General features: G+C 34.4%; 19 protein-coding genes. 14 read left to right on the top strand and 5 right to left on the bottom strand.

Features of this window, described 5'->3' with window-relative positions:
• The first annotated feature begins 191 nt into the window (after positions 1 to 191).
• From DM800_RS03675 to DM800_RS03695, 5 genes are all read left to right on the top strand, one after another.
• Entirely contained in the window at positions 192 to 1,349 is a 1,158-nt protein-coding gene (locus DM800_RS03675) for an agmatine deiminase family protein (RefSeq protein WP_147786428.1), read from the top strand.
• A gap of 378 nt (positions 1,350 to 1,727) precedes the next feature.
• Complete coding sequence (locus tag DM800_RS03680) at positions 1,728 to 2,705, top strand: agmatine deiminase family protein (RefSeq protein WP_147786429.1); 978 nt, start codon at positions 1,728 to 1,730, stop codon at positions 2,703 to 2,705.
• Positions 2,706 to 2,743: 38 nt separating this feature from the next.
• Positions 2,744 to 3,565 carry a MerR family transcriptional regulator gene (locus tag DM800_RS03685; RefSeq protein WP_147786430.1) on the top strand — a complete coding sequence of 274 codons (822 nt, stop codon included), beginning with the start codon at positions 2,744 to 2,746 and terminating at the stop codon, positions 3,563 to 3,565.
• Between the two features lie 81 nt (positions 3,566 to 3,646).
• A complete protein-coding gene (locus DM800_RS03690) occupies positions 3,647 to 5,386 on the top strand; it encodes an amidohydrolase (RefSeq protein ID WP_147786431.1) in 1,740 nt (579 codons plus the stop codon).
• Positions 5,387 to 5,493: 107 nt separating this feature from the next.
• Positions 5,494 to 6,531, top strand: coding sequence for an agmatine deiminase family protein (locus DM800_RS03695; protein ID WP_147786432.1), 1,038 nt, complete (start codon positions 5,494 to 5,496; stop codon positions 6,529 to 6,531).
• Positions 6,532 to 6,579: 48 nt separating this feature from the next.
• Here DM800_RS03695 and pepF read toward each other — a convergent pair whose 3' ends face one another.
• Complete coding sequence (pepF, locus tag DM800_RS03700) at positions 6,580 to 8,367, bottom strand: oligoendopeptidase F (protein ID WP_147786433.1); 1,788 nt, start codon at positions 8,365 to 8,367, stop codon at positions 6,580 to 6,582.
• A 117-nt stretch (positions 8,368 to 8,484) separates the two neighbouring features.
• Positions 8,485 to 9,276, bottom strand: a complete 792-nt coding sequence (locus DM800_RS03705; protein WP_088609600.1) for an arylamine N-acetyltransferase family protein — start codon at positions 9,274 to 9,276, stop codon at positions 8,485 to 8,487.
• Positions 9,277 to 9,492: 216 nt separating this feature from the next.
• On the opposite strand from DM800_RS03705, the gene amyS reads away from it, so the two are divergent.
• Positions 9,493 to 11,034 carry an alpha-amylase gene (gene amyS / locus DM800_RS03710; RefSeq protein ID WP_147786434.1) on the top strand — a complete coding sequence of 514 codons (1,542 nt, stop codon included), beginning with the start codon at positions 9,493 to 9,495 and terminating at the stop codon, positions 11,032 to 11,034.
• A gap of 94 nt (positions 11,035 to 11,128) precedes the next feature.
• Here the strand turns inward: amyS and betA are convergent, their stop codons facing one another.
• Entirely contained in the window at positions 11,129 to 11,809 is a 681-nt protein-coding gene (betA, locus tag DM800_RS03715) for a collagen-like exosporium glycoprotein BetA (protein WP_147786435.1), read from the bottom strand.
• Positions 11,810 to 12,188: 379 nt separating this feature from the next.
• Here betA and DM800_RS03720 point away from each other — a divergent pair, with 379 nt between their 5' ends.
• The 4 genes from DM800_RS03720 to DM800_RS03735 all read left to right on the top strand — a co-directional run bounded on the left by DM800_RS03720 (position 12,189) and on the right by DM800_RS03735 (position 16,703).
• A complete protein-coding gene (locus DM800_RS03720; protein ID WP_147786436.1) occupies positions 12,189 to 12,905 on the top strand; it encodes a hypothetical protein in 717 nt (238 codons plus the stop codon).
• Positions 12,906 to 13,399: 494 nt separating this feature from the next.
• Positions 13,400 to 15,301 (top strand): endonuclease MutS2, encoded by a 1,902-nt coding sequence (locus DM800_RS03725; protein ID WP_147786437.1) that lies wholly within the window; start codon positions 13,400 to 13,402, stop codon positions 15,299 to 15,301.
• Positions 15,302 to 15,307: 6 nt separating this feature from the next.
• A complete protein-coding gene (locus DM800_RS03730) occupies positions 15,308 to 15,832 on the top strand; it encodes a GNAT family N-acetyltransferase (protein ID WP_046954651.1) in 525 nt (174 codons plus the stop codon).
• Positions 15,833 to 15,992: 160 nt separating this feature from the next.
• Complete coding sequence (locus tag DM800_RS03735) at positions 15,993 to 16,703, top strand: histidine phosphatase family protein (protein WP_088609595.1); 711 nt, start codon at positions 15,993 to 15,995, stop codon at positions 16,701 to 16,703.
• A gap of 50 nt (positions 16,704 to 16,753) precedes the next feature.
• Here DM800_RS03735 and DM800_RS03740 read toward each other — a convergent pair whose 3' ends face one another.
• Entirely contained in the window at positions 16,754 to 17,719 is a 966-nt protein-coding gene (locus DM800_RS03740; RefSeq protein ID WP_147786438.1) for a quinone oxidoreductase family protein, read from the bottom strand.
• A 123-nt stretch (positions 17,720 to 17,842) separates the two neighbouring features.
• Here DM800_RS03740 and DM800_RS03745 point away from each other — a divergent pair, with 123 nt between their 5' ends.
• From DM800_RS03745 to DM800_RS03760, 3 genes are all read left to right on the top strand, one after another.
• Positions 17,843 to 18,736, top strand: coding sequence for a LysR family transcriptional regulator (locus DM800_RS03745; protein WP_147786439.1), 894 nt, complete (start codon positions 17,843 to 17,845; stop codon positions 18,734 to 18,736).
• Between the two features lie 301 nt (positions 18,737 to 19,037).
• Positions 19,038 to 19,550: a DUF2690 domain-containing protein gene (locus DM800_RS03755; RefSeq protein ID WP_088064110.1), complete on the top strand. Its 513-nt coding sequence runs from the start codon at positions 19,038 to 19,040 to the stop codon at positions 19,548 to 19,550.
• 16 nt (positions 19,551 to 19,566) lie between these two features.
• Entirely contained in the window at positions 19,567 to 20,043 is a 477-nt protein-coding gene (locus DM800_RS03760) for a DUF2690 domain-containing protein (protein WP_088609591.1), read from the top strand.
• 98 nt (positions 20,044 to 20,141) lie between these two features.
• Here the strand turns inward: DM800_RS03760 and DM800_RS03765 are convergent, their stop codons facing one another.
• The gene (locus tag DM800_RS03765; RefSeq protein ID WP_088609590.1) at positions 20,142 to 20,633 is read right to left on the bottom strand and encodes a DinB family protein; all 492 of its coding nucleotides are present in this window, start codon (positions 20,631 to 20,633) and stop codon (positions 20,142 to 20,144) included.
• Positions 20,634 to 20,817: 184 nt separating this feature from the next.
• Between DM800_RS03765 and DM800_RS03770 the strand changes: the two genes are divergently transcribed.
• Positions 20,818 to 21,294 (top strand): DinB family protein, encoded by a 477-nt coding sequence (locus DM800_RS03770; RefSeq protein WP_141555029.1) that lies wholly within the window; start codon positions 20,818 to 20,820, stop codon positions 21,292 to 21,294.
• Positions 21,295 to 21,412: the final 118 nt, after the last annotated feature.

The raw sequence follows: 21,412 nt of genomic DNA on the forward strand, positions 1-21,412 counted from the left end.
TTTATTTAGTCATGTTCTGTTTGCTGACTAAGTAGGTGAGAAAGGTGGTTGATATTTGAATAAATCTATATAGGTAGTTAAATGATATGAATGTAAAGGATAATTGGTAATTTTTACATTGATGAAAAAGCTTGAGCTTCACACTATGTGAAGCTTTACATTATTGGAGGTAAGAACAGGAGGATGAAAAGGTGAAAAAAGTAGTAAAGTTTTGTTTAATAGCTGCATTATCTACAACGATTATTAGTGGTTGTTCTTTTGAAGGTGGTAAAGAAAATGTAAAAGGGAAAGAGAATGGAAAAGTAGAGGTACAGAAAAAAGTTGGGAAATATACGATGCCAGATGAAAAAGATAAGCATGAAGGTACATGGTTGCAATGGCCTCATGAATACACATATGGTCAAGAATATAAGCAGGAAGTTGAACCGATTTGGGTTAAGATGGCAAGCGCTTTAACTGAGGGTGAAAAAGTTCATATTGTTGCATACGATGAGGAAGAGAAAGAGCGCATCAATAATCTTTTAATAGATAAAGGACTGAATATGGATAAAATTGATTTCTTTATCGCTCCTACTGATGATGTATGGGCAAGAGATAGTGGACCGATTTTTGTTTATGACAATAATAAAAATCTCAAAATATTAGATCCAGCATTTAATGGTTGGGGAAAGAAAACACCTTATAAAAATGATGCTCGTATACGTGAAAATGTTAGTAAACAATTAGGGGGTGAAAGGATTGATTGGGGGAACTTTGTCCTTGAAGGCGGCGCAATTGAATTAGACAGTAATGGGACTGCTTTATTAACTCGAAGTGCAGTAACAAATAAAAATAGAAATCCAAATTTATCAGAAAAGGAAATTGAAAAATATATAAGTGACCTAGGAGTATCAAACTTTATTTGGTTAGATGGAGTACCTAATTTAGATATTACTGATTTTCATATCGATGGATTTGCTAAATTCCATGGTAAATCTACCATTGTAACGATGAAAGAAGATGACCTAGCCGAATGGGGGTTGTCAAACAAGGATATGGATACATTGTTAGATGCAAAAAATGCTTCAGGACAGAAGTATAAGTATGAATACTTACCCCTTAGTAAAGATAAAGTTACTTTAGAAAATGGAAAAGCTCTCGATTATAAAGGCTCGTATACCAATTATTATATTGGGAATGCTGTGGTATTGGTTCCTAATTATAATGATCCGAATGATAAAATCGCAAACGATACGATTCAGAAGTTATATCCAGATCGTAAAGTAGTTGGTATTGATGTGAGAGAGCTTTATAAAAATGGCGGCATGATTCATTGTGTTACACAGCAACAACCGATTCAATTGAAATAATCGATTGAAATTCAGCAACCTACCGACAAAATAGGTACATTGTTACCTTTATCTATTTTGTCATGTTTTATTTTTCGCAAAAAGGAGCAAGGGCATTGAAAGGAATAATATTAACTAGTTTCATAATGATAGGGCTTATGATTCTATTATTAAATTTCATACTTTCATATAAATTTTTATTATTGTATTTTAAAACCCTGTCAAGAGTCAATTTTTCGCTCAACCACGGCTATATATTTTTTATATAAATATATAATATTTCTCCGTGCTATAATCCATTCATGAAATGTGCACGTTTCGAACATTGTTATGAAAAGAGAAATAGTTGGCATAGTGAAATTAGTTATTCAACCATTATTAAAAAGCGAGGTAAATAATATGGAACAAAAACATAATGGAATTATTTTTACTGCAATACCAGATAAATCAAATGCATATTATCGTCCATTTTATGAAGACCTGATTTATTTTAATGAATACGTAAATGAAAATAAATCATTTACTGATCAACTAGTTTCTTTATCCATTGAAGAGCAAGACTTTCATACAAGCTTTTTTGAGTATGATGATATTTGGCTAAGAGATGTTGCACCAGTTGTCACAAATCATTTAGTTAAATTTAAATATCAACCAAATTACTTACCGAAAGATCAATGGAGATATTTAGATCAACAATTTAATAAATGGTTAAAAAAGAACGATTTTGAATATGTGAAGTCTCCATTGATATTAGACGGTGGAAATCTTATTTGGAATAAAAAAGATACTGTTATAGTAACGGAACGCATATTTGATGATAATGATGATTGGACGGAAGAAGAAATTATAGAGCAACTGGAATGGGATTTGGATGTGAGCCGAGTTATTATTATTCCTGCTGAAGAAGGGGACGTACTTGCACATGCAGACGGAATGGTTAAATTTATTGATGAACATACGATGTTTATTAGTGATTTTTTAGGGGATCATGAATTTAGATATAATGTTCAAGAAATTATTCAAGAGCAAATGCCAGAAGCTAAATTTATAGTTGTTCCATCGTCATATACAGAAAAGGGACAATATGATGAAGAAATAGCATCGGCAAAAGGGTTGTATATAAATATGTTAGAAACATGTGATACGATTTATGTTCCTAAGTTTGGATTAGCTAAAGATAGGGAATTTTTACAATATATTCAACAGCATACGGAGAAACAAGCTATTCAAATTCATGTAGGAGAAATATCGACAATGGGAGGCGCAATAAATTGTTTAACGTGGTATTGCCCTCGTCATTTATTACCTTCAAAAATGAGGAGATTGAAAAATCAGAATGAAGATTTTTCAGTTAAGAAGATTTTTGATTGGTTTTAAAATAAGCTTATAAGAAAATGTATTCAAGGGGTAAGTATATGTATACAATTACTGAGTTTTCACGGATTTGTAAAATGAGTACACGGATGCTAAGGCATTATGACAAAGAGGATATATTAAAACCAGCATATGTGAACCCGGAAAATGGGTATAGATATTATGAGCAAGGGCAGTTAGAAATAGCGTTGAAAATAAAAAAGTTAAGGGAGTATAAGTTCCCGCTACCGAAAATTAAAATTATTCTTCAGTCGTCAGATCAAGATTCATTTATTAAACACATGCAAGCACAAATTATAGAGTTATCTCATGAGGTAAAACAAAATTTACAGGTTATTTCAGAAATGAATGAAATGGTAAATATGAATCATGCCTTAAATACTGCTTGTCATAGAAATTACGATATATTTATTGGAATGAGAAATGAAATAACAGTAATTGCTCAAAGACTGCAAATAAATATAGATGATATGGATGATTATTTTTATGACTTATATGAAAAAGTACAAAAGCATAACTTATCAATAGTTGGTTCGCCCTCTACGGTCTTTTATGATGAAGAGTATATTCCAAATGAAAGTGATGTTGAATTAAGGATTCCGGTCATGCATGGGAACAATAAAGATGTAGCACAAGAATATGAAATAAAAAAATTAAATCCACATCAAGTCGTTACTACTATGCATTATGGAAGTTATGACTATATAGGCTTCGCTTATATTGCGTTAGAAAAATGGATTGAAAGAAATGGTTATGTAATAGATGGTTCACCATATGAGGTTTACATTAAGGGACCTGAATGTGATTGTTTAGTAGAGGAGTATGTGACACAAATTTGTTTTTTAGTTATGAAAATAGACTGAGGATAAGGATTGACATTAACATTATGTCAATCCTTATTCTATTTATGTAAGTAATTCATCATAATAAAAAGGAGAAAGAAAATGAAAAGAACAATCATGATTATTTGTCTGATTCTAAGTATGACATGGGTTTCAGTGTGTACTCCTGGAGTAGGAGAAGGTGAGAATGGTAGCTTCGTTCTACCTAATCAGTTGCCAAAAAATGTAGTGTTTAAAAATGGTACAATCTATACTTCAAATGACAAGCAAGACATTGTAGAAGCTGTAGCCGTTAAAGAAGGGAAAATTACATTTGTTGGTTCAAACAAAGATGTAGAAGGATTTATAAATGAAGATACGAAAGTGGTGGATTTACAAGGACGTTTTATTCTTCCTGGTTTTGTGGACAATCACAATCATATATTTGAGGCGAAATCACCAGCAGCAGGGAATTGTAGTGTTTCACCGGATGCTTCGTTGCAAGAACAACGCTCGTATTTAAAGGCTTGTAAAAAAGATGTGAAAGATGGCGAATGGATAAGTGGAACAGGATTTAGTTTGGAAGAGCTGTTAAAAGATATGGACGAAAAATCAGAACAACAAACGCCATTACAAGTTCTTGATGAGTTATTTCCTAATAACCCTGTATTAATTATGGAAAGAACTTCTCATTCTGTCTGGGTTAACTCAAAAGCATTGGAAGTAGCGGGAATAAATAAAGAGACGAAAGATCCGCAAGGCGGAAGAATCATCCGGGATCCAGAAACAGGAGAACCTTTCGGGCTTCTTTATGATACAGCAGGAGATATCGTGATGGAAAAAGCATGGAATTCTCAGCCTAATCTCTTTGAAAAAAATTATGAAGGTTTGCTGGACGGTTTAGATGAGGTTGCGAAGAATGGGATTACTACAGTCGGCGATGGACGTCTTTATTGGAAACGAGGCTGGTTAGATGTTTGGAATAAAGTTAACGATGAGAAAAAGTTAACGTCGCGAGTAGTACTTCGTCCGTGGGTATATCCGAACTTAAATGAAGCAGAACAAATAGAGTATTTCAAAAAGATTAAGCGTGATGATGTATCATCTCGAATGCTTATTAATCAAGTGAAGATGTATAGTGATGGAATTAGCATTAACAGTACAGCTAAAATACTAGAAAAATATAAATTTGAGTGGTTTCAGGGAACGCCGTACGGTTTGAACTATATTCCAGAAGAGAAAATGAAATGGTGGTTGAAGGAACTTAATAAACTTGGTTACGGTGCGCTCATTCATACGATTGGAGATGGCGGGGTAAGAGAGAGTTTAAATGCAATTGAGGCAGCGAAAAAAGAAGGGGCGAATCAGCCTTATACGCTTACGCATGTTGAGATGGTAGAAGATAGTGATATAAATCGTTTTGCTAAGTTAGGTATTAGCGCTGATTTCCAAGTAGGTCATGATTTTGCAGAAGATCCTAAACAAAGCTGGGCAAGTACGTATTTTACAAATCAACAGATGAAACGAATTATGCCGTTAGGACGCATTTGGAAAACAGGAGCAAACGTGTCACTTAGTAGTGATTGGGATGTAAATGAACTAAATCCACTTGTGACAATTTCAAATGCACTAAGTATTAATGAAAAGGGCTTAATTGTATATGCAGCTATTGATGCTTATACAATTAAGCCCGCTAAAGCATTAGGCCTTGATAATATTACTGGTTCAATCGAAGTAGGTAAATCAGCCGATATGATATTACTAAATGAAGATATTACTAAAATGAGTGCCGATAAGATTCCAGATGCGAAAGTTTTAGTGACGGTTTTACAAGGAGAAGTAGTGTATCACAAGGAGAAATAAAGAGACACCTTATAAAGTAGTTACAAGTATATGAATATATTTCTGTTGACCTTAACACGATGTCAAAGTTTAGACTGAACTTACATTGATAGAAGGGGTGAACACGTATGACAAAAAGTTTATTTTATATGCCTGCTGAGTGGGAAAAGCATGAGGGGACATGGCTCCAATGGCCTCATGATAAAGCTCATAGAGGTGGAGGTTACAGAGCTAAGCTAGATGATATTTGGGTAACGATGGCAAAGGAGCTTCATTACGGAGAAATTGTGCATATTGTTGTATATGATGAAGAAGAAAAAGTACATGTCCAATCGAAGTTAATGGAAGCGAAAGTGGATATGGATAAAATTGATTTCTTAGTTCAAGAGACGGATGATATTTGGATAAGAGATAATGGACCGATTTTTGTGAAAAATAAGGAAGGCGATCTCTGCTTAACACACTGGATTTTTAATGGGTGGGGTGAGAAATATCCGTATGAAAATGATGCTGTTATTCCGGAAAAAATAAGTGAAACGTATAGCATTCCAAAAGTTAATTCTAGTGTCTGTCTAGAGGGCGGAGGAATAGAGATAAACGGAAATGGCACCTTAATGGCGGCACAAACTTCTATTATAAATGAAAATCGAAATCCTACATTAAGTCAGGAAGAGATTGAAATAGAGTTAACGAAGCATTTAGGGGTAACGAATTTTATATGGATAACGGGCATTCGCGGTGAGGATAATTATGATGAAGATACGGATTACCATATTGATGGAGCAGCACGTTTTGTAAATGAAAATACAATTCTTTATGAATATGATCCTTTCGGAGAAAGTGAATCATACCTTTTGGAGGCGTACGAAAAGCATTATCAAGAATTGCGACAAGCAAGAAATATAGATGGAAAACCATTTCAGCTCATACCAGTACCGGTGACAAGAAAAGTGGTAAAAGAAGCAGACTGTAAGGGCTCATATTTGAATTTCTACATTGGAAATGAAGTTGTATTAGTTCCTATATATGGTGATGAACATGACAAGTTAGGGCTTCAAATCATTGAAGGGCAGTTTCCAGGAAGAAGAATTGTCGGTATTTATGTAAATGAACTGTTTGCGTATGGTGGCATGATTCATTGTGTGACGCAGCAACATTTGGCATAGAGTATCCGAAATGAAAAAAGCATGCAGAGTATATACTCTGCATGCTTTTTATAATGCTGAAAACTCTTCAACAAGTGAGCTAAAACGATTTAGTGCACTTTCAATCGGTTCTGGCGTAGTTAAATCAACTCCAGCTTTTTTCAGTAAGTTTAATGGATAGTCAGAACTTCCGCCTTTAAGGAATTCAATATAATGTTTTTGAGTATTTGGATCGCCGCTCAATAACTTATCAGCAATTTGGATTGCAGAAGCGAAACCAGTTGCGTATTTGTACACGTAAAATGGACGATAGAAATGCGGTATTCTAGCCCAGCCGTATTTTACTTCTTCGTCAAATACGAGGGAGTCGCCATTATACTCTCTAAACAAGTTTTCATAAACTTCGCTAAAGACTTGGGCATTTAATGGTTTACCTTGCTGCGCCATTTCATGTGTGATTTTTTCAAACTCAGCGAACATAATTTGTGTAAAGAAAGTGCCTTTAAATTTGTCGATGAAATGATTTACTAAATGGTTACGTACATTAGCATCTTTTGCTTCTTTTAATAAATGATGAATTAATAGGACTTCATTTACTGTAGAAGCGACTTCTGCAACAAAAATAGTATAGTGTGCAGAAATTCTCGGTTGGTATCCGTGTGAGTAGTGCGTATGCATACCGTGTCCACATTCATGAGTGAGAGTGAAAAGGCTATTTAAATCATCGTGATGATTTAAAAGAATGAAAGGATGAACACCGTATACACCAAAATTATAAGCGCCGGAACGTTTTCCTGGCGTTTCTCTCACGTCAATATAACGCTTATCTTTAAAGCTTTTTAATGTTTCAATATATTCTTCACCTAATGGAGCTAGTGATTCGATCATCATGTCAAACGCTTTGTCATATGGAATGTCTTGTTTTACACCCGCTACTAAATCAACGCTCAAGTCGTACTGGCGTAGTTCATCTACATGTAATTTTTCTTTTCGAAGTTCATTATAAGTATGTAGTGATTGAATATTTTTTTTCGTCGTCTCAATTAAATTTTCATATACTTCTTTCGGAACCATGTCGCCAAATAATGACTTTTCTAAAGCTGATGGATATTTTCTTAGCTTTGAAACAGTAACATTATTTTTAATAGCAGCAGATAAAGTAGAAGCGATAGAATTTTTTAATTGAACGTATGGTTTGTAATAAGCTTTATAGGCTTCTTTACGTTTCTCGCGATTTTCATCTTCTATTAACTTTGCATACATTCCACGCGTTAAAGTAACTTTTTCTCCCTCATCAGTAGTCACTTCACCAAATAGTATATCTGCATTATTTAACATGCCGTATGTATGCTGTGGGGAGGAAAGTGCTTCACCCATTTGTGATAAAATCTCTTCTTGGTCTTTATTCAATACGTGTTTTTTATAACGGTATAATTCAAATAAGTCTTCTTTATAATATTGTAAACCTTCTGCTTCTTCTATGTAAGAATGTAATGTGTTTTCATCTACGCTAAGTAAGAATGGGGAAAAGAAAGATTTAGCCGCACTTACTTTCACGTGTAATTGTGATACTTTATCGACAAGAGATTGAGCGTCAGTATCGCGCGTATCAAGATCAGATTGTAATCGTGCATAAGCGAACATTAAAGATATTATGCTAGAAATTTCTTCGCTCTTTGTTAAATAGGCTAATAAACTATTGCCATCGTGAATATGTCCATTAAACTCATGTAATTCTTTCGTTAATACTTCAATTTTATGAAAATCGCTTTCCCAATCTTCAATTGTATGATAAATATCCGTTAAATCCCATTTCTCTTTATCATCTACTTGTAGTCGATCTTTAAGTTCTGTCATAATCATTTCCTTTCTAAATATGTAGTTATATTCCTATATAACTATGAAATACAACAAATTGCAAAAAATCCCTGCTGAAAATTGAAAAGCCTTGCTAAAATGACAAGGCTTAAAAAATTATAATGTAATTCCGAATTTTGAATGTAAAAGATTTTTATATTGCACATCTGTAACGTTTTCTTTCGTTTTTTTACCGTTTTTCGCTATTGTGAGACTATCCTTTGTTAAAGATGCATGCCCATCTTCAGTTAATTTTACAATAAGAGGTACTTTGTTAAATGGTGAGCCCTCATGTTCAACGATAATTTCTTGTGCTGCATTTGCTTTTTCTTCATCCACTTCTTCTATATAAAATGCATAGCCTAACGTCCAATCATCAGCAGAAGATTGATCCAAAAACTCATTGTTTTTACGCATCTCTAACATGTAATTTCCCTTTTCAGTCATTTCTTTACGAATACGATAATCTCCTGTAATGGAGTGAATGACTTCACCTGAGAAAGGAATAGGTGTAAGAGGTAAGTATGATCCGAATCCTACTTCAATTAAATAAAGTTCATTATGATGTGCTAAAACAGTTGCGATGTGTCCAGAATCAACAGCCCATATAGAATTTGCAGCATTGTACACTGTTCCTGAAACGAGATGAACATCAAATCCAGCGTCTTTAAGGAAGTAGTACATAGTAGGATTGAGTTCATAACAAAGACCGCCACGGTTGTTTACTAAAATTTTTTCTTTTAGATTTTCTTTTGATATTTCTGTAAAGTTGTTTTCGAGTATATTTAAGTTTTCAAAAGGGACAGTTTGTGCCATCGCGTACATAATGTTAGGTAAATCTTCAAATGAAACTTTTTGTTTTTCTTCTATATGTAATCGTGCGAAAAATTGTTTTTGAAAGTCGGTCATAGAAATCCCTCCGTCATGCTTTTATAGATAAATTGTAAACAATCTTGAATAAGATGTGAAATGAAAACTACTTTGAAGTATTTGTTAAATATGTGAAGTTAGATTAAAAAATAATGTGGGAGAGTGAGAGATTGCTACTTTACTAATTGTAGAACGAATATTATAATAATTCCGATAAACTATGCAAACGTTTTCTTGGAAGGGGATGATGTAAATATGTTGAAAAGAATAACAGTAGTCGGCTTGTCGGTTGTTTTGTATTTACCTAGTATATATGGGGGGAGTAAAGTTTATGCAGATACGGTTAACAATGGAACGTTAATGCAGTATTTTGAGTGGTATGCTCCGAATGATGGGAATCATTGGAATCGTTTGCGTTCGGATGCTGGAAATTTAGCTCAGAAAGGAATTACATCTGTCTGGATACCGCCTGCATATAAAGGAACTACGCAAAATGACGTAGGATATGGAGCGTATGATTTATATGATTTGGGAGAATTCAATCAAAAAGGAACGGTGCGGACGAAATATGGGACAAAAGCACAGCTGAAATCTGCAATTGAAGCTTTACATAAGCAAAACATTGATGTATATGGTGATGTAGTTATGAATCACAAAGGTGGAGCAGATTATACTGAAACTGTAACAGTTGTCGAGGTAGACCGTAACAATCGAAATATTGAAGTATCCGGTGATTATGAAATTAATGCATGGACGGGGTTTAACTTTCCAGGGCGTGGCGATGCTTATTCTAATTTCAAATGGAAATGGTATCATTTTGACGGAACGGATTGGGATGAAGGAAGGAAATTAAATCGAATTTATAAATTTAGGGGGATAGGTAAAGCATGGGACTGGGAAGTGTCTAGCGAGAATGGAAATTATGATTATTTGATGTATGCAGATCTTGATTTTGATCATCCAGATGTTGCGAATGAGATGAAAAATTGGGGAAAGTGGTATGCGAATGAATTAAATTTAGATGGCTTTCGTTTAGATGCTGTTAAACATATTGATCATGAATATTTACGCGATTGGGTAAATCATGTCAGACAGCAAACGGGGAAAGAAATGTTTACAGTAGCTGAATATTGGCAAAATGATATTCGAACTTTAAATAATTATTTAGCGAAGGTCAATTATAATCAATCTGTATTTGATGCACCACTGCATTACAATTTTCATTATGCTTCAAAAGGAAATGGGAATTATGATATGAGAAATATTTTAAATGGAACAGTAATGCAAAATCACCCTGCACTTGCAGTTACTCTCGTTGAGAATCATGATTCTCAGCCTGGACAGTCATTAGAATCTGTAGTAAGTCCGTGGTTTAAACCGTTGGCATATGCATTTATTTTAACTCGTGCAGAGGGCTATCCTTCAGTTTTCTATGGTGATTACTATGGGACAAACGGAAATAGTAGTTATGAAATTCCAGCATTAAAAGATAAAATTGATCCGATTTTGACGGCACGAAAAAACTTTGCATATGGTACGCAGCGTGATTATTTAGACCATCCAGATGTGATTGGATGGACAAGAGAAGGTGATAGTGTACATGCTAATTCTGGTTTAGCGACATTAATCTCTGATGGACCGGGAGGATCAAAGTGGATGGATGTTGGAAAGAATAATGCAGGGGAATTATGGCACGATATGACGGGTAATCAAACAAATACTGTAACAATTAATAGGGATGGATGGGGGCAGTTCCATGTAAGTGGAGGATCAGTTTCCATATATGTTCAGCAGTGAATTGTTAATAGAAAAGAAGAGGTAGACTGAAATATAAGTTTTCCTCTTCTTTTTATATTATTATCATTCCTAAATCTTTATTTTAATAAATGAACTAGTCGACTTTTGAGACAACAAGAGATGCGTTGGAATAAATAATGTCACCTGTGGCTTCTCTTATTCGTACTCGAATAACATCTCCTTGGTTTAAAGATAATAGATCAGTTCTGGCGGATGTAGCTCTTACTCCAGAACCACCACCAACTCGTGTTTCAATTGCGAATTGAATCGAATCGTTTATTGTAAGATTTAATATGCTAGATGAAATAGCTTGTATCGCAAATACGATTGAAAAGGATACAGAGTATACACCAGTGGTATTAATTGTAATGGAGTTGTCTACTGAATTTAGAGTAGTTCCACTAACAGGTCCTGGAATGGTAAAGTTAACATTTGTATTAACTACTGCTGAAAAACCGATACCTATTTCAGAAGTTATTGTTCCAAATACAGGGAGTATCCCTAAACCGGTTGCTCCAGTAGGCCCAGTTATTCCAATTCCGGTAGGCCCTGTAACCCCTGTAACCCCTGTAACCCCTGTAACCCCAGTGGGCCCAGTTATTCCAATTCCGGTAGGCCCTGTAACCCCGGTAGGCCCAGTTATTCCAATTCCAGTGGGTCCTGTAACCCCAGTAGGCCCGGTCGGAAATGTAAATGGTGGAATTGGTGGTAGTGTGGGACCAATTAAATTTGGTTCAAGAGCAGGCCCAGGTAAAATGATGTATTGTTCGCTCATCTAGTAACCTCCTATGATTGCTTGTCATAATTATTAAATGTATTAGGGTAAGTAAATGACATTCGCAATAGCGGAGGCGCTTATTTAATTTTTTTTGCAGCGAAATTAAAGTTATTACTTTAAAGTTCAATACAATAAAAAATAGTATTGTGATTGCTATAGAACTAAATATTAGTATGTTTTTAACGTGATTTTCATAGATATTATATGTGCTTTACGATAAAACACTTATAGTGTAAAATTACACTATAAGTGTAAAGTGATAACTAATGGGTGTTTTTACACTTGTGGTTATGAGAAGAAGTTCTTTATATAAATCGTAATTTAAAATCCATAAGGACATTTCTGTATAGGCAGTAGTAGCAAAAGGAGAGGCAATATGAAAAGAACAATAATGAAATATAGCATAATGTTTAGTTTATTCCTATTAACATCATGTGATATATCGGATAAAGAAATTGAACAAAAAGCACAAAGTTATACAAAATTGGAGCATGGTATTTCTGTAAAACTAGATCGAATTGAAATAGCCGACCAAGGTAAGGATTTTTTAGGTCCAAACACACGAACAGCTTATGTACAGCAAGTAGATGAACCGCATTTACAGTTTCAAATATCCTTCGATGGACGAAGTTCTCCAAAGGTAAATAATGATAACTATAAAATAAAAAAAGGAGCAAATGATTTACGAGAAGGATTCAATACATATTATGAGGAAAAAGGAAATAATACTCTATTTACTTTCGAGCAAATGCAGACGGGGGATATTGTTTTCGATAAGGATACAGAGAAAAGAATAGTGAAGAAACATCCGAAGCATTATGTTACGGCAGTTTTCAAAAGTAATATCTTTTTGAACGTAAACAACCGTGCACATATGGAAACGTTAGCGGAGCTTGCGAGAAGTATTCAGGAATTTAATAAGATAATTGAAAATAGTAAGAGTAGTGTGGAAGAGATAACGATCCAGCTACCAAATATTAATAAGGATGTTTTACAATATATTGCGGTAGAGCATTTAGTAACGGCTGAAGATGCGAAGAATACCCTTGAGAAAAGAAATGAGTATATGAAGATTTTGCAATCTATAAAGTAAAAGAGTATTATCAGAAAAAAATGTCCTTAGTAAGGTGTGAAAGGGACACCTTTACTTCTCACAAAACATATAGTATGATGATTTCAGTAAATTAGATTTCAATGACTATAATATAAATTAATGAGAGGTGCTTTTTGTGAGTGCGGTAGGTACTAAATAGGAAAAATTTAATGAAATAAATCGGATAAGAACAGGGGATTTTTATGTATACCATGCCCCTAATTTTGTCATGGATTTATTTCGATACCTATGAAGATACCTACAATACTTTATAAAGCGTGTAATAAGGGGAGTGCCATCCGTTTTTTATGGCTTATTTCCTCATATGTTATTACACATGCCTTGTAAATGTAAAAGCTGCGGTATCCCCGCAGCTTTTTTGTATATTTTTTGAATGTATAAAAATGGTAAATGAATCATGTAGAACTCATTGGAATCTAATGAGTAGGTATCTTCATTTATGATAAAAATCAATCATAGTGAGGAGAAATAAAATGAATACGATGACTTTTGAAAAGTTACAATATAACGAATTAAAGGAAATAGTGAAATCATATTGTGTAAGTGGATTAGGTAAGGAATTATTAAACAAATTAGAGCCGAGTACGAGTATAAAAGTAGTGAGGAATCGCTTGAATGAAACGACGGAAGCACGAGCTATAGTAGATGCAGAAGGGCATGTTCCTTTTTTCGGTATTTCAAATATTGCTAGTACAATTCAAAAATTAGAAAAAGGGATGATTTTAGATCCTGAAGAGTTAGTAAGTGTTTCTGACTTTTTACGCGGCTGTAGAAAGATTAAAAAATTTATGTTAGATAAAGAATTTTTTGCGCCAGTATTAGCTTCTTATGCGAATTCAATGACTGAATATAAAAGTATTGAAGAGGAAATCAACTTTTCCATTAAAGGTAATAGTATTGATGCAGCTGCGAGTAAGGAATTAAAACGAATTCGCAATAACATTGATTCGGTAGACGGAAAAATAAAAGAGCGCTTAACGAAGTTTTTAAATAGTAGTGCAAATAAGAAGTATATTCAAGAGTTCTTTATTAGTAAGAAGGATGATAGGTATACGATTCCAATTAAATCTTCTTATAAAAATCAAGTTGCGGGAAGTATAGTTGAAGCGTCCGCTAAAGGTTCTACTGTATTTGTAGAACCGCATACGGTTACAAAGTTAAACGTGGAACTCGCAAGTTTGAAAGCAGAAGAAGCGATGGAAGAGTATCAAATTTTAGCGACTTTATCAGGGATGGTAGTAGAAAATATTTATCATATAAAAATTAATATGGAATTAATTAGTCAGTATGATATGGTATTTGCAAAAGCGAAGTTTAGTAAATCGATCGATGGAATAGAGCCAAAGTTAAATGATCATGGCTACATTCATTTAGTAAATTGTAAGCATCCGCTTTTAAACGGAAAAGTAGTACCGTTACACTTTGAAATCGGTCAAAGTTATCGTAGTTTAATTATTACAGGACCAAATGCAGGCGGGAAAACAATTGTATTAAAAACAATTGGACTACTAACATTAGCGACAATGTCAGGTCTGCACATCGCTGGAGATAAAGAAACAGAAATTGCTATTTTTGAAAATGTATTTGTAGATATTGGTGATAATCAAAGTATTGAAAATGCACTAAGTACATTTTCATCTCATATGAAAAATCTATCTGAAATTATGAGGATGTCAAATAATAATACGCTACTATTATTTGATGAGATAGGAAGCGGGACTGAACCGAATGAAGGGGCAGCACTTGCAATTTCTATTTTAGAGGAGTTTTATCTTGCGGGATGTATTACAGTTGCGAGTACTCATTATGGTGAAATTAAACGGTTCTCAGAAATGCATGATGATTTTATGAATGCAGCGATGCAATTTAATAGTGAGACACTAGAACCACTTTATAAATTAGTAATCGGAAAATCAGGTGAAAGTAATGCACTTTGGATTGCAAATAAAATGAACGTAAGAGAACATGTACTGAAAAGAGCGAAAGAGTACATGGAAAATAAAGAATATCGTTTTGAAAAACTGAATGAAAGCAAAATTAGAAAACCGAAATTTGTGCAAGAAAAAAGAGAAAATCATTACGAGTACAAAATCGGCGATCGTGTAAATGTATTAGATTATGATGATTTTGGTATCATCTATAAGGAAATAGATAATTTCTATAACGTCGTTGTATATTATAACGGTGAATTCATTGAAGTGAATGTAAAACGTATTACGTTAGAGGTAGCAGCAAAAGAATTATACCCAGAGGGATACGATTTAAATACACTATTTGTCGATTATAAAGAAAGAAAAATGCAACATGATATTGAGCGTGGATCGAAAAAAGCGCTTCGTAAAATCCAAAAAGAAATAAGAAAGAATAGAGAATAAGTTAAAATGGTAACGATTAGACAAGAACAACAAAGTGATTATAAAAAAACAGAAGAAGTTGTACAAAAAGCATTTTTAAAAGAAGAATTCAGTGATAAAACAGAACATGAACTTGTGAGTCGTATTAGAAAATGTGAAGCGTTTATTCCTGAATTATCAATCGTTGCGGTAAATGAAGAAATTGTTGGGCACATTCTGTTATCAAAAATAAAGATAGAACAAGGTGCAACTTCTGTAGAATCATTAGCACTTGCACCGGTTTCAGTTGCTAGGGGCTATCAGAAAAAAGGAATTGGTGGAAAACTTATTGGAGCTGCGTTAGAAAAAGCGAAAGAACTTGGATACGGGTCAGTTGTAGTATTAGGACACCCAGAATACTATCCGAAATTTGGCTTTAAGAAAGCAAGTGAGTGGAATATAAAAGCACCATTTGAAGTGCCAGATGAAGTATTTATGGTGATGGAGTTAAGTGAGAACGCTCTGCAAGGTGTAGAAGGAATTGTACAGTATTCGAGTGCTTTTGCTGAGTAGGAATATCAGTTAAGAAATGTAATCATAAAAGATGCTATCTTTTTGTAGAGATATACAGAAAGATAGCTTTTTTTATTAAGCAAATTCACTTACGTATATTTTGCTCAATGAATAATTAAGATGGTAAAATTGATATAGAAATGTAAAGGGAGAGAAAAGAATGAAGAATCGAGATATAGATAGCAATGAGAATGTAGTTACGTTATATGTTACGAGACACGGTAAAACAATATTAAATACGAATCATCGCGCGCAAGGTTGGGCAGACTCTCCATTAGTAGAGAAAGGGGTGGAAGTTGCCTCTAATTTAGGAACGGGATTAAAAGATGTTCATTTTATGAGTGCATATAGTAGTGATAGTGGCCGAGCGATTGAAACTGCTAATTTAGTATTAAAATATAGTGAGCAATCAAAGTTAAAACTTGAGAAAAGAAAAAATTTACGAGAATTAAATTTTGGTATTTTTGAAGGTGAAAAACTTGAAAATATGTGGGATGTAGTTGGAAAAGCTGCGGGCGTTGCATCGCCAGAAGAACTTATGAAGTTTTCTATTCAAGAAGTGATTAATCTGATTAGAGCAGCAGACCCTACGAAACAGGCGGAAGATTGGGAATTATTTTCTACTCGTATAAAAGCAGAGATTGATAAGATTAGTGAAGAAGCTGCTGCAAATGGTGGCGGTAACGTTTTAGTTGTCGTTCATGGGCTTTTGATTACTGCATTAATTGAAATGCTAGACAGTAGCAAAACAAAACTTGGAGTGGAAAATGCTAGTGTGACGAAGATTGTATATCAAGACGGAACATACACAGTCGAGTCTGTTGGAGATATGAGTTATGTTGCAAAAGGGAAAGCAAGTGTGGAAATATAAAAATAAGAAAAGGAAGGTAGAGAAATTTAGCTTCCTTTTTATGTTGTTAATTATGGGATCAATAAAATCTTCCCAGTACTTTTTCTGCTCTCTAATAATTCATGAGCACGGGCACCATCTTGTAAAGAGAATGTAGTAGAACTTGTGATCTTTAATTTTTCGGTCGCAATCCATTTGAATAATTGAGAGGAGCGTTCTTTTCTCTCTTCATAAGATGTAAGCACGTTCCAAAGGTCTCCGCCAGTTAAAGTTTTCGAAGTATCCATAAGCATACGAGGATTAACGGATGCTGGATTACCACCGGCCATTCCGTAAAATACGACAGTGCCACCAGTTTTAGTAGCGCTAAAACTTTCCTCTAATGTAGAACCTACTGATTCATATACAACATTTACTCCATCACCGTTTGTTATTTCAAGTACTTTCGCAGGCCATGCTTCCGTATATAAAAATACGTGATCAGCACCAGCTAATGTAGCTATTTGTGCTTTTTCTTTTGATGAAGTGAGGCCGATTACTTTTCCGCCTAGTAGTTTAATTATTTGAACGAGAAGTTGCCCAACACCTCCAGCTGCGGCATGTACTAAAGCTATATCACCTTGTTTTATTTCATAGCTATCTTTCGTTAAATAATGTGCTGTTAATCCTTGTAATAAGACAGAAGCTGCTGTTTCAAAAGAAATAGAATCTGGAAGTATAATTGCTTTCGCAGATGGAACGGCAACTAGTTCTGCATTTGCAAATGGTACATCAGCAAATGCGATACGGTCTCCAGGATTAATATTCGTAACATCAGCTCCTACTTGTTCAACAATGCCAGCCCCTTCATAACCTAATACATATGGCGGGTTGCCAGCGAGATGATAATCGCCGCGGCGTCTATAAATATCGGCAAAATTTAAACCGATTGCTTTCGTGCGGACAAGAATTTCATTTGGATTTATGATTGGATCATTTAGTTCTTTATATTGTAGTACATCCGGATTTCCGAACTGTTCGAAACAAAGTGCTTTCATATGGAATACCTCCATTTTTATTGTTTGTCGATGCTCTTTATCATATAATACAAATATCGATAGACAAAGAGGATTATTTCGATAAAATCAATCGGAAATATCGATTGAAAAGAGGGATGATAAATGGAGATAAAGCAATTAATTACATTTAAAGTAGCGGCGGATACTTTGAATTTTACGCAAACTGCGAAGAAATTAAACTTTGCTCAATCGAGCGTAACGGCACAAATTAAAACGTTAGAAGCTGAGCTAGGTACGCCGTTATTTGAAAGATTAGGAAAACGTCTTTTCTTAACGGAAGCAGGTAGGAAGTTTCAACTATATGCCGACAAGATGATTGCACTCAGTAACGAAGCAAAAATGGCTGTGAAAGATGATGAGGAAATAGCAGGTACGTTAATAATCGGTGCGCAGGAAAGTCAATGTACATATAGACTTCCTTCTATATTAAAGAGGTTTAAAGCACAATTTCCTCAAATAAAGCTTATATTTAAACCGGCGCATTCCAATAAAGATGCGAAGGAACAATTGATGGAGGGAAAAGTCGATCTTGCCTTTATTTTGGACGAATGTAAAACAGAAGATGCTTTACATGTGGAGCCGCTTATGAAAGAAGAATTAAAAGTAGTAGCTGCTTCAGGGTATCGTTTACTTGAACAACCTTCCATTACTACAAAAGATTTAGAAAGTGAGACACTTTTACTAACGGAGCTTGGTTGCTCGTATCGAACTTTATTTGAAGAGCTATTTCGTACAGAAGATGTGTATCCAGCAAATAAAATTGAGTTCGTTAGTGTTGAGGCAATTAAGCAATGTGTTATTGCAGATTTAGGTATAGCGGTTTTACCAGCGATAGTAGTAGAAAAAGATATAAGAGAAGGGACGATAAAAGAGTTACATGTAGAAAATGCAATCTCACCGATTTATACACAAATTGCTTGGCATAAAGATAAATGGATGACAGCGCCGCTACAACAATTTATTGATGTAACGAGGGAGTTTTTTACAACGGATTAAGTGGAGAAATATTTATTTTATATAAAAGAAAAAATGGCACTTTTGTATAAAGAACCGATGCTTGCATGTAACAAGTATCGGTTCTTTTATGTTTTAAATAAAGGATGCTATAAAATGTGTATTTCTCAACTTTTTTTCTTAGACGGATACGTAAATTTCTTCGTATATTCCAATACTCATAAGGAAATTTACAACGTTTATTCGTTTCTGTAAGATGCCTCTAGGAAGTATGAAAGGAGGGGCGTACATAGGGGGAGATTGTCTTTATTATACGTACTTATTTTGAGGGAGGAGATTGAAAATGTTTAAAAAGTTAATGAAAGTATGTGTATTAAGTGTGGCAAGTATAGGTGTATTATTTAGTTTTCAAGGAAGTACATTTGCAGCTACTGATTTAAGTAGTTACTATGACGGAAAAAATCCGGCTACAACAAAAGTATACGGAGGCAGTACAACGTGTGATGCAGATGGATTTAATGCAAAGTCTACAGCGGTGTATGAGGGTAGTAAAAAAGTAGGGACAGTGTATTTACGTTACAGTAATAAATGTCACGCAGCATGGTCTAAGCTTGTTTTAGATCAACCAGCACCTTCCGTTTCTGGAGGGATATATGCTTACGCTGTTATTAATAAATATAAAAACGGTGTATTCCAAAAATCAGTAGATTCTAATAATGGTAATGGAGCAATTAAAACAGGTCAAACGAGTACGTATACAGGAATGGTATTTGATTTAACTGCGGATTTTGGTTATACAGCTGATGCTGAAGCCGTTACAATTAATAACGGTTACGGGAAAACTGGACGCTATTAAAAAGGAGCGGAGTGCTATGAAACTTTTAAAAAAGCTGAGCGCATGTTTTTGCCTATCTTTTCTCGTTTTAACTAGTGTGTTTAGTACGACGAATAATGATAAAGCATATGCAGAAGATCATTCGTATGATGGGAAAAGTCCGTATTACAATAGTTGTGATCAATCAGCAGTAACGAAAGAAAAGAAGTGGATCGATTCCAATTCTTATGTGGAATTAAAATTTAGCACAACGTGTAAGACAGCATGGGCAAAAGTTACAGTAACTCGTGCAGCAGTATATAATAACGAAGCTGATGCAAGGATTGTTAGAAAAACAGATGGAAAGGCATACACTTGCGGGAGTACTGGAGGAAATGGTGTTGTAAATAAAGGGCAAACATCATGCTATACGCCAATGGTATATGATTTAGATCCAAGAAAGGCACAGGCGCAAGGGAAACATGCTATTCCGAATAGTGACGCATATAATTATGCGGAGACTATTTGGTATTGATTATATTATAAAAAATTTAAGATAGCATATTTAAAGAGCATGTTTTGATTGGGTTTCAAAGCATGCTCGATCTGTATTCATTCTAAGTTTTTAGGTAATCAACTAATAAGGTCTGTATCAGGAGGATTGTATCCAAGGTGACGAGCCATTGATACAATTTGTCCTTTATGATGAAACTCATGTGTCTCTGTATGAGTTAAAAGCCATAGCGGAGTTGTACTCCAAGGTTCTTTTTGCCATTTTACTTCATTTGCTATATTTTCGAGCCAGCGGTCATTGTATTCATCTAAAAAATGTTGTACAGTCTTATCTACTAACTTAAATCTAGCACGGACTTTCGTGATATCTGCATGCTCAATTTCATAATCACTAGCAAATGAAAAATCTGCCCGTTTTTGCTTGAATGCGAATGATCCAAGCCAGTACCGATAGCAATCGGCTACATGAATATGTGTCTTTATAATGCTACCGCTACCGAAATTCGGAACAGTACTATGTAATTTTTCTAGTGGGATTTCTTCCAAAAATGAAAATAGAGTTTCTCTTGTAGAGCTAATAAGATTATATTGTTGTTTTAAAACATGTAACATGTAATTAACACTCCTCTATTATTTACTAAACTAACTTTGTAGTAAGTAATTCTATATTTATTAGGGGTGAACCTTTTAAATATTTTGACTAAGCATATTAGATGTTTTTCTTAATCGTTTCTGATAGATTAAACAAGGTAAAACTTTAATGTGTTGAACATTCTTAGTTCATAATAAATGGTACATGAAGAAGGGGAACGATCAAATGAATAGACTAGTTGGTTTAAAACAATTTGAAATAACGCGTGGGGAATTGCTTAAATTTATGGAGACGCTAGACGATAAAACTGTGGATACGCAGCCAGAAGGTTTTAACAATACAATTCGCTGGCATATCGGTCATGTGTTAACGGCAGCAGAAGTTTTCATGTTTGGAAAAGAATTCAAACAATTACCAACTGAATATCCAGGTATGTTTGGGTATGGATCAAGACCATCTAAATGGAAAACAGAGGGGCCGTCATTGGAAGTGTTAGTGGCTCAATTAAAAGAACAAGCGAAACGTATTAACGAAATTCCAACAGAAGCATTTGAAAATAAACTGCCAGAGCCATTCCTAGGATTGGAAACAGTAGGGGAGCTTTACGGTATGATGCTTTATCATGAAGCTGATCATATTGGACAAATGAAGGCGATGGAACGTATTATTAAAGCTCTTTAGTTGTAATTGCATGTAAAAAACGAAATTACACCTGTATTGTGAAATAATATAACGACAAAAAGGATAGATAATTTATTATCTATCCTTTTTGTCGTTGAGCTTAAAGAGTAGGTATAGT

This window comes from Bacillus sp. AY18-3, assembly GCF_008042305.1.
Classification (GTDB): Bacteria; Bacillota; Bacilli; order Bacillales; family Bacillaceae_G; genus Bacillus_A; species Bacillus_A wiedmannii.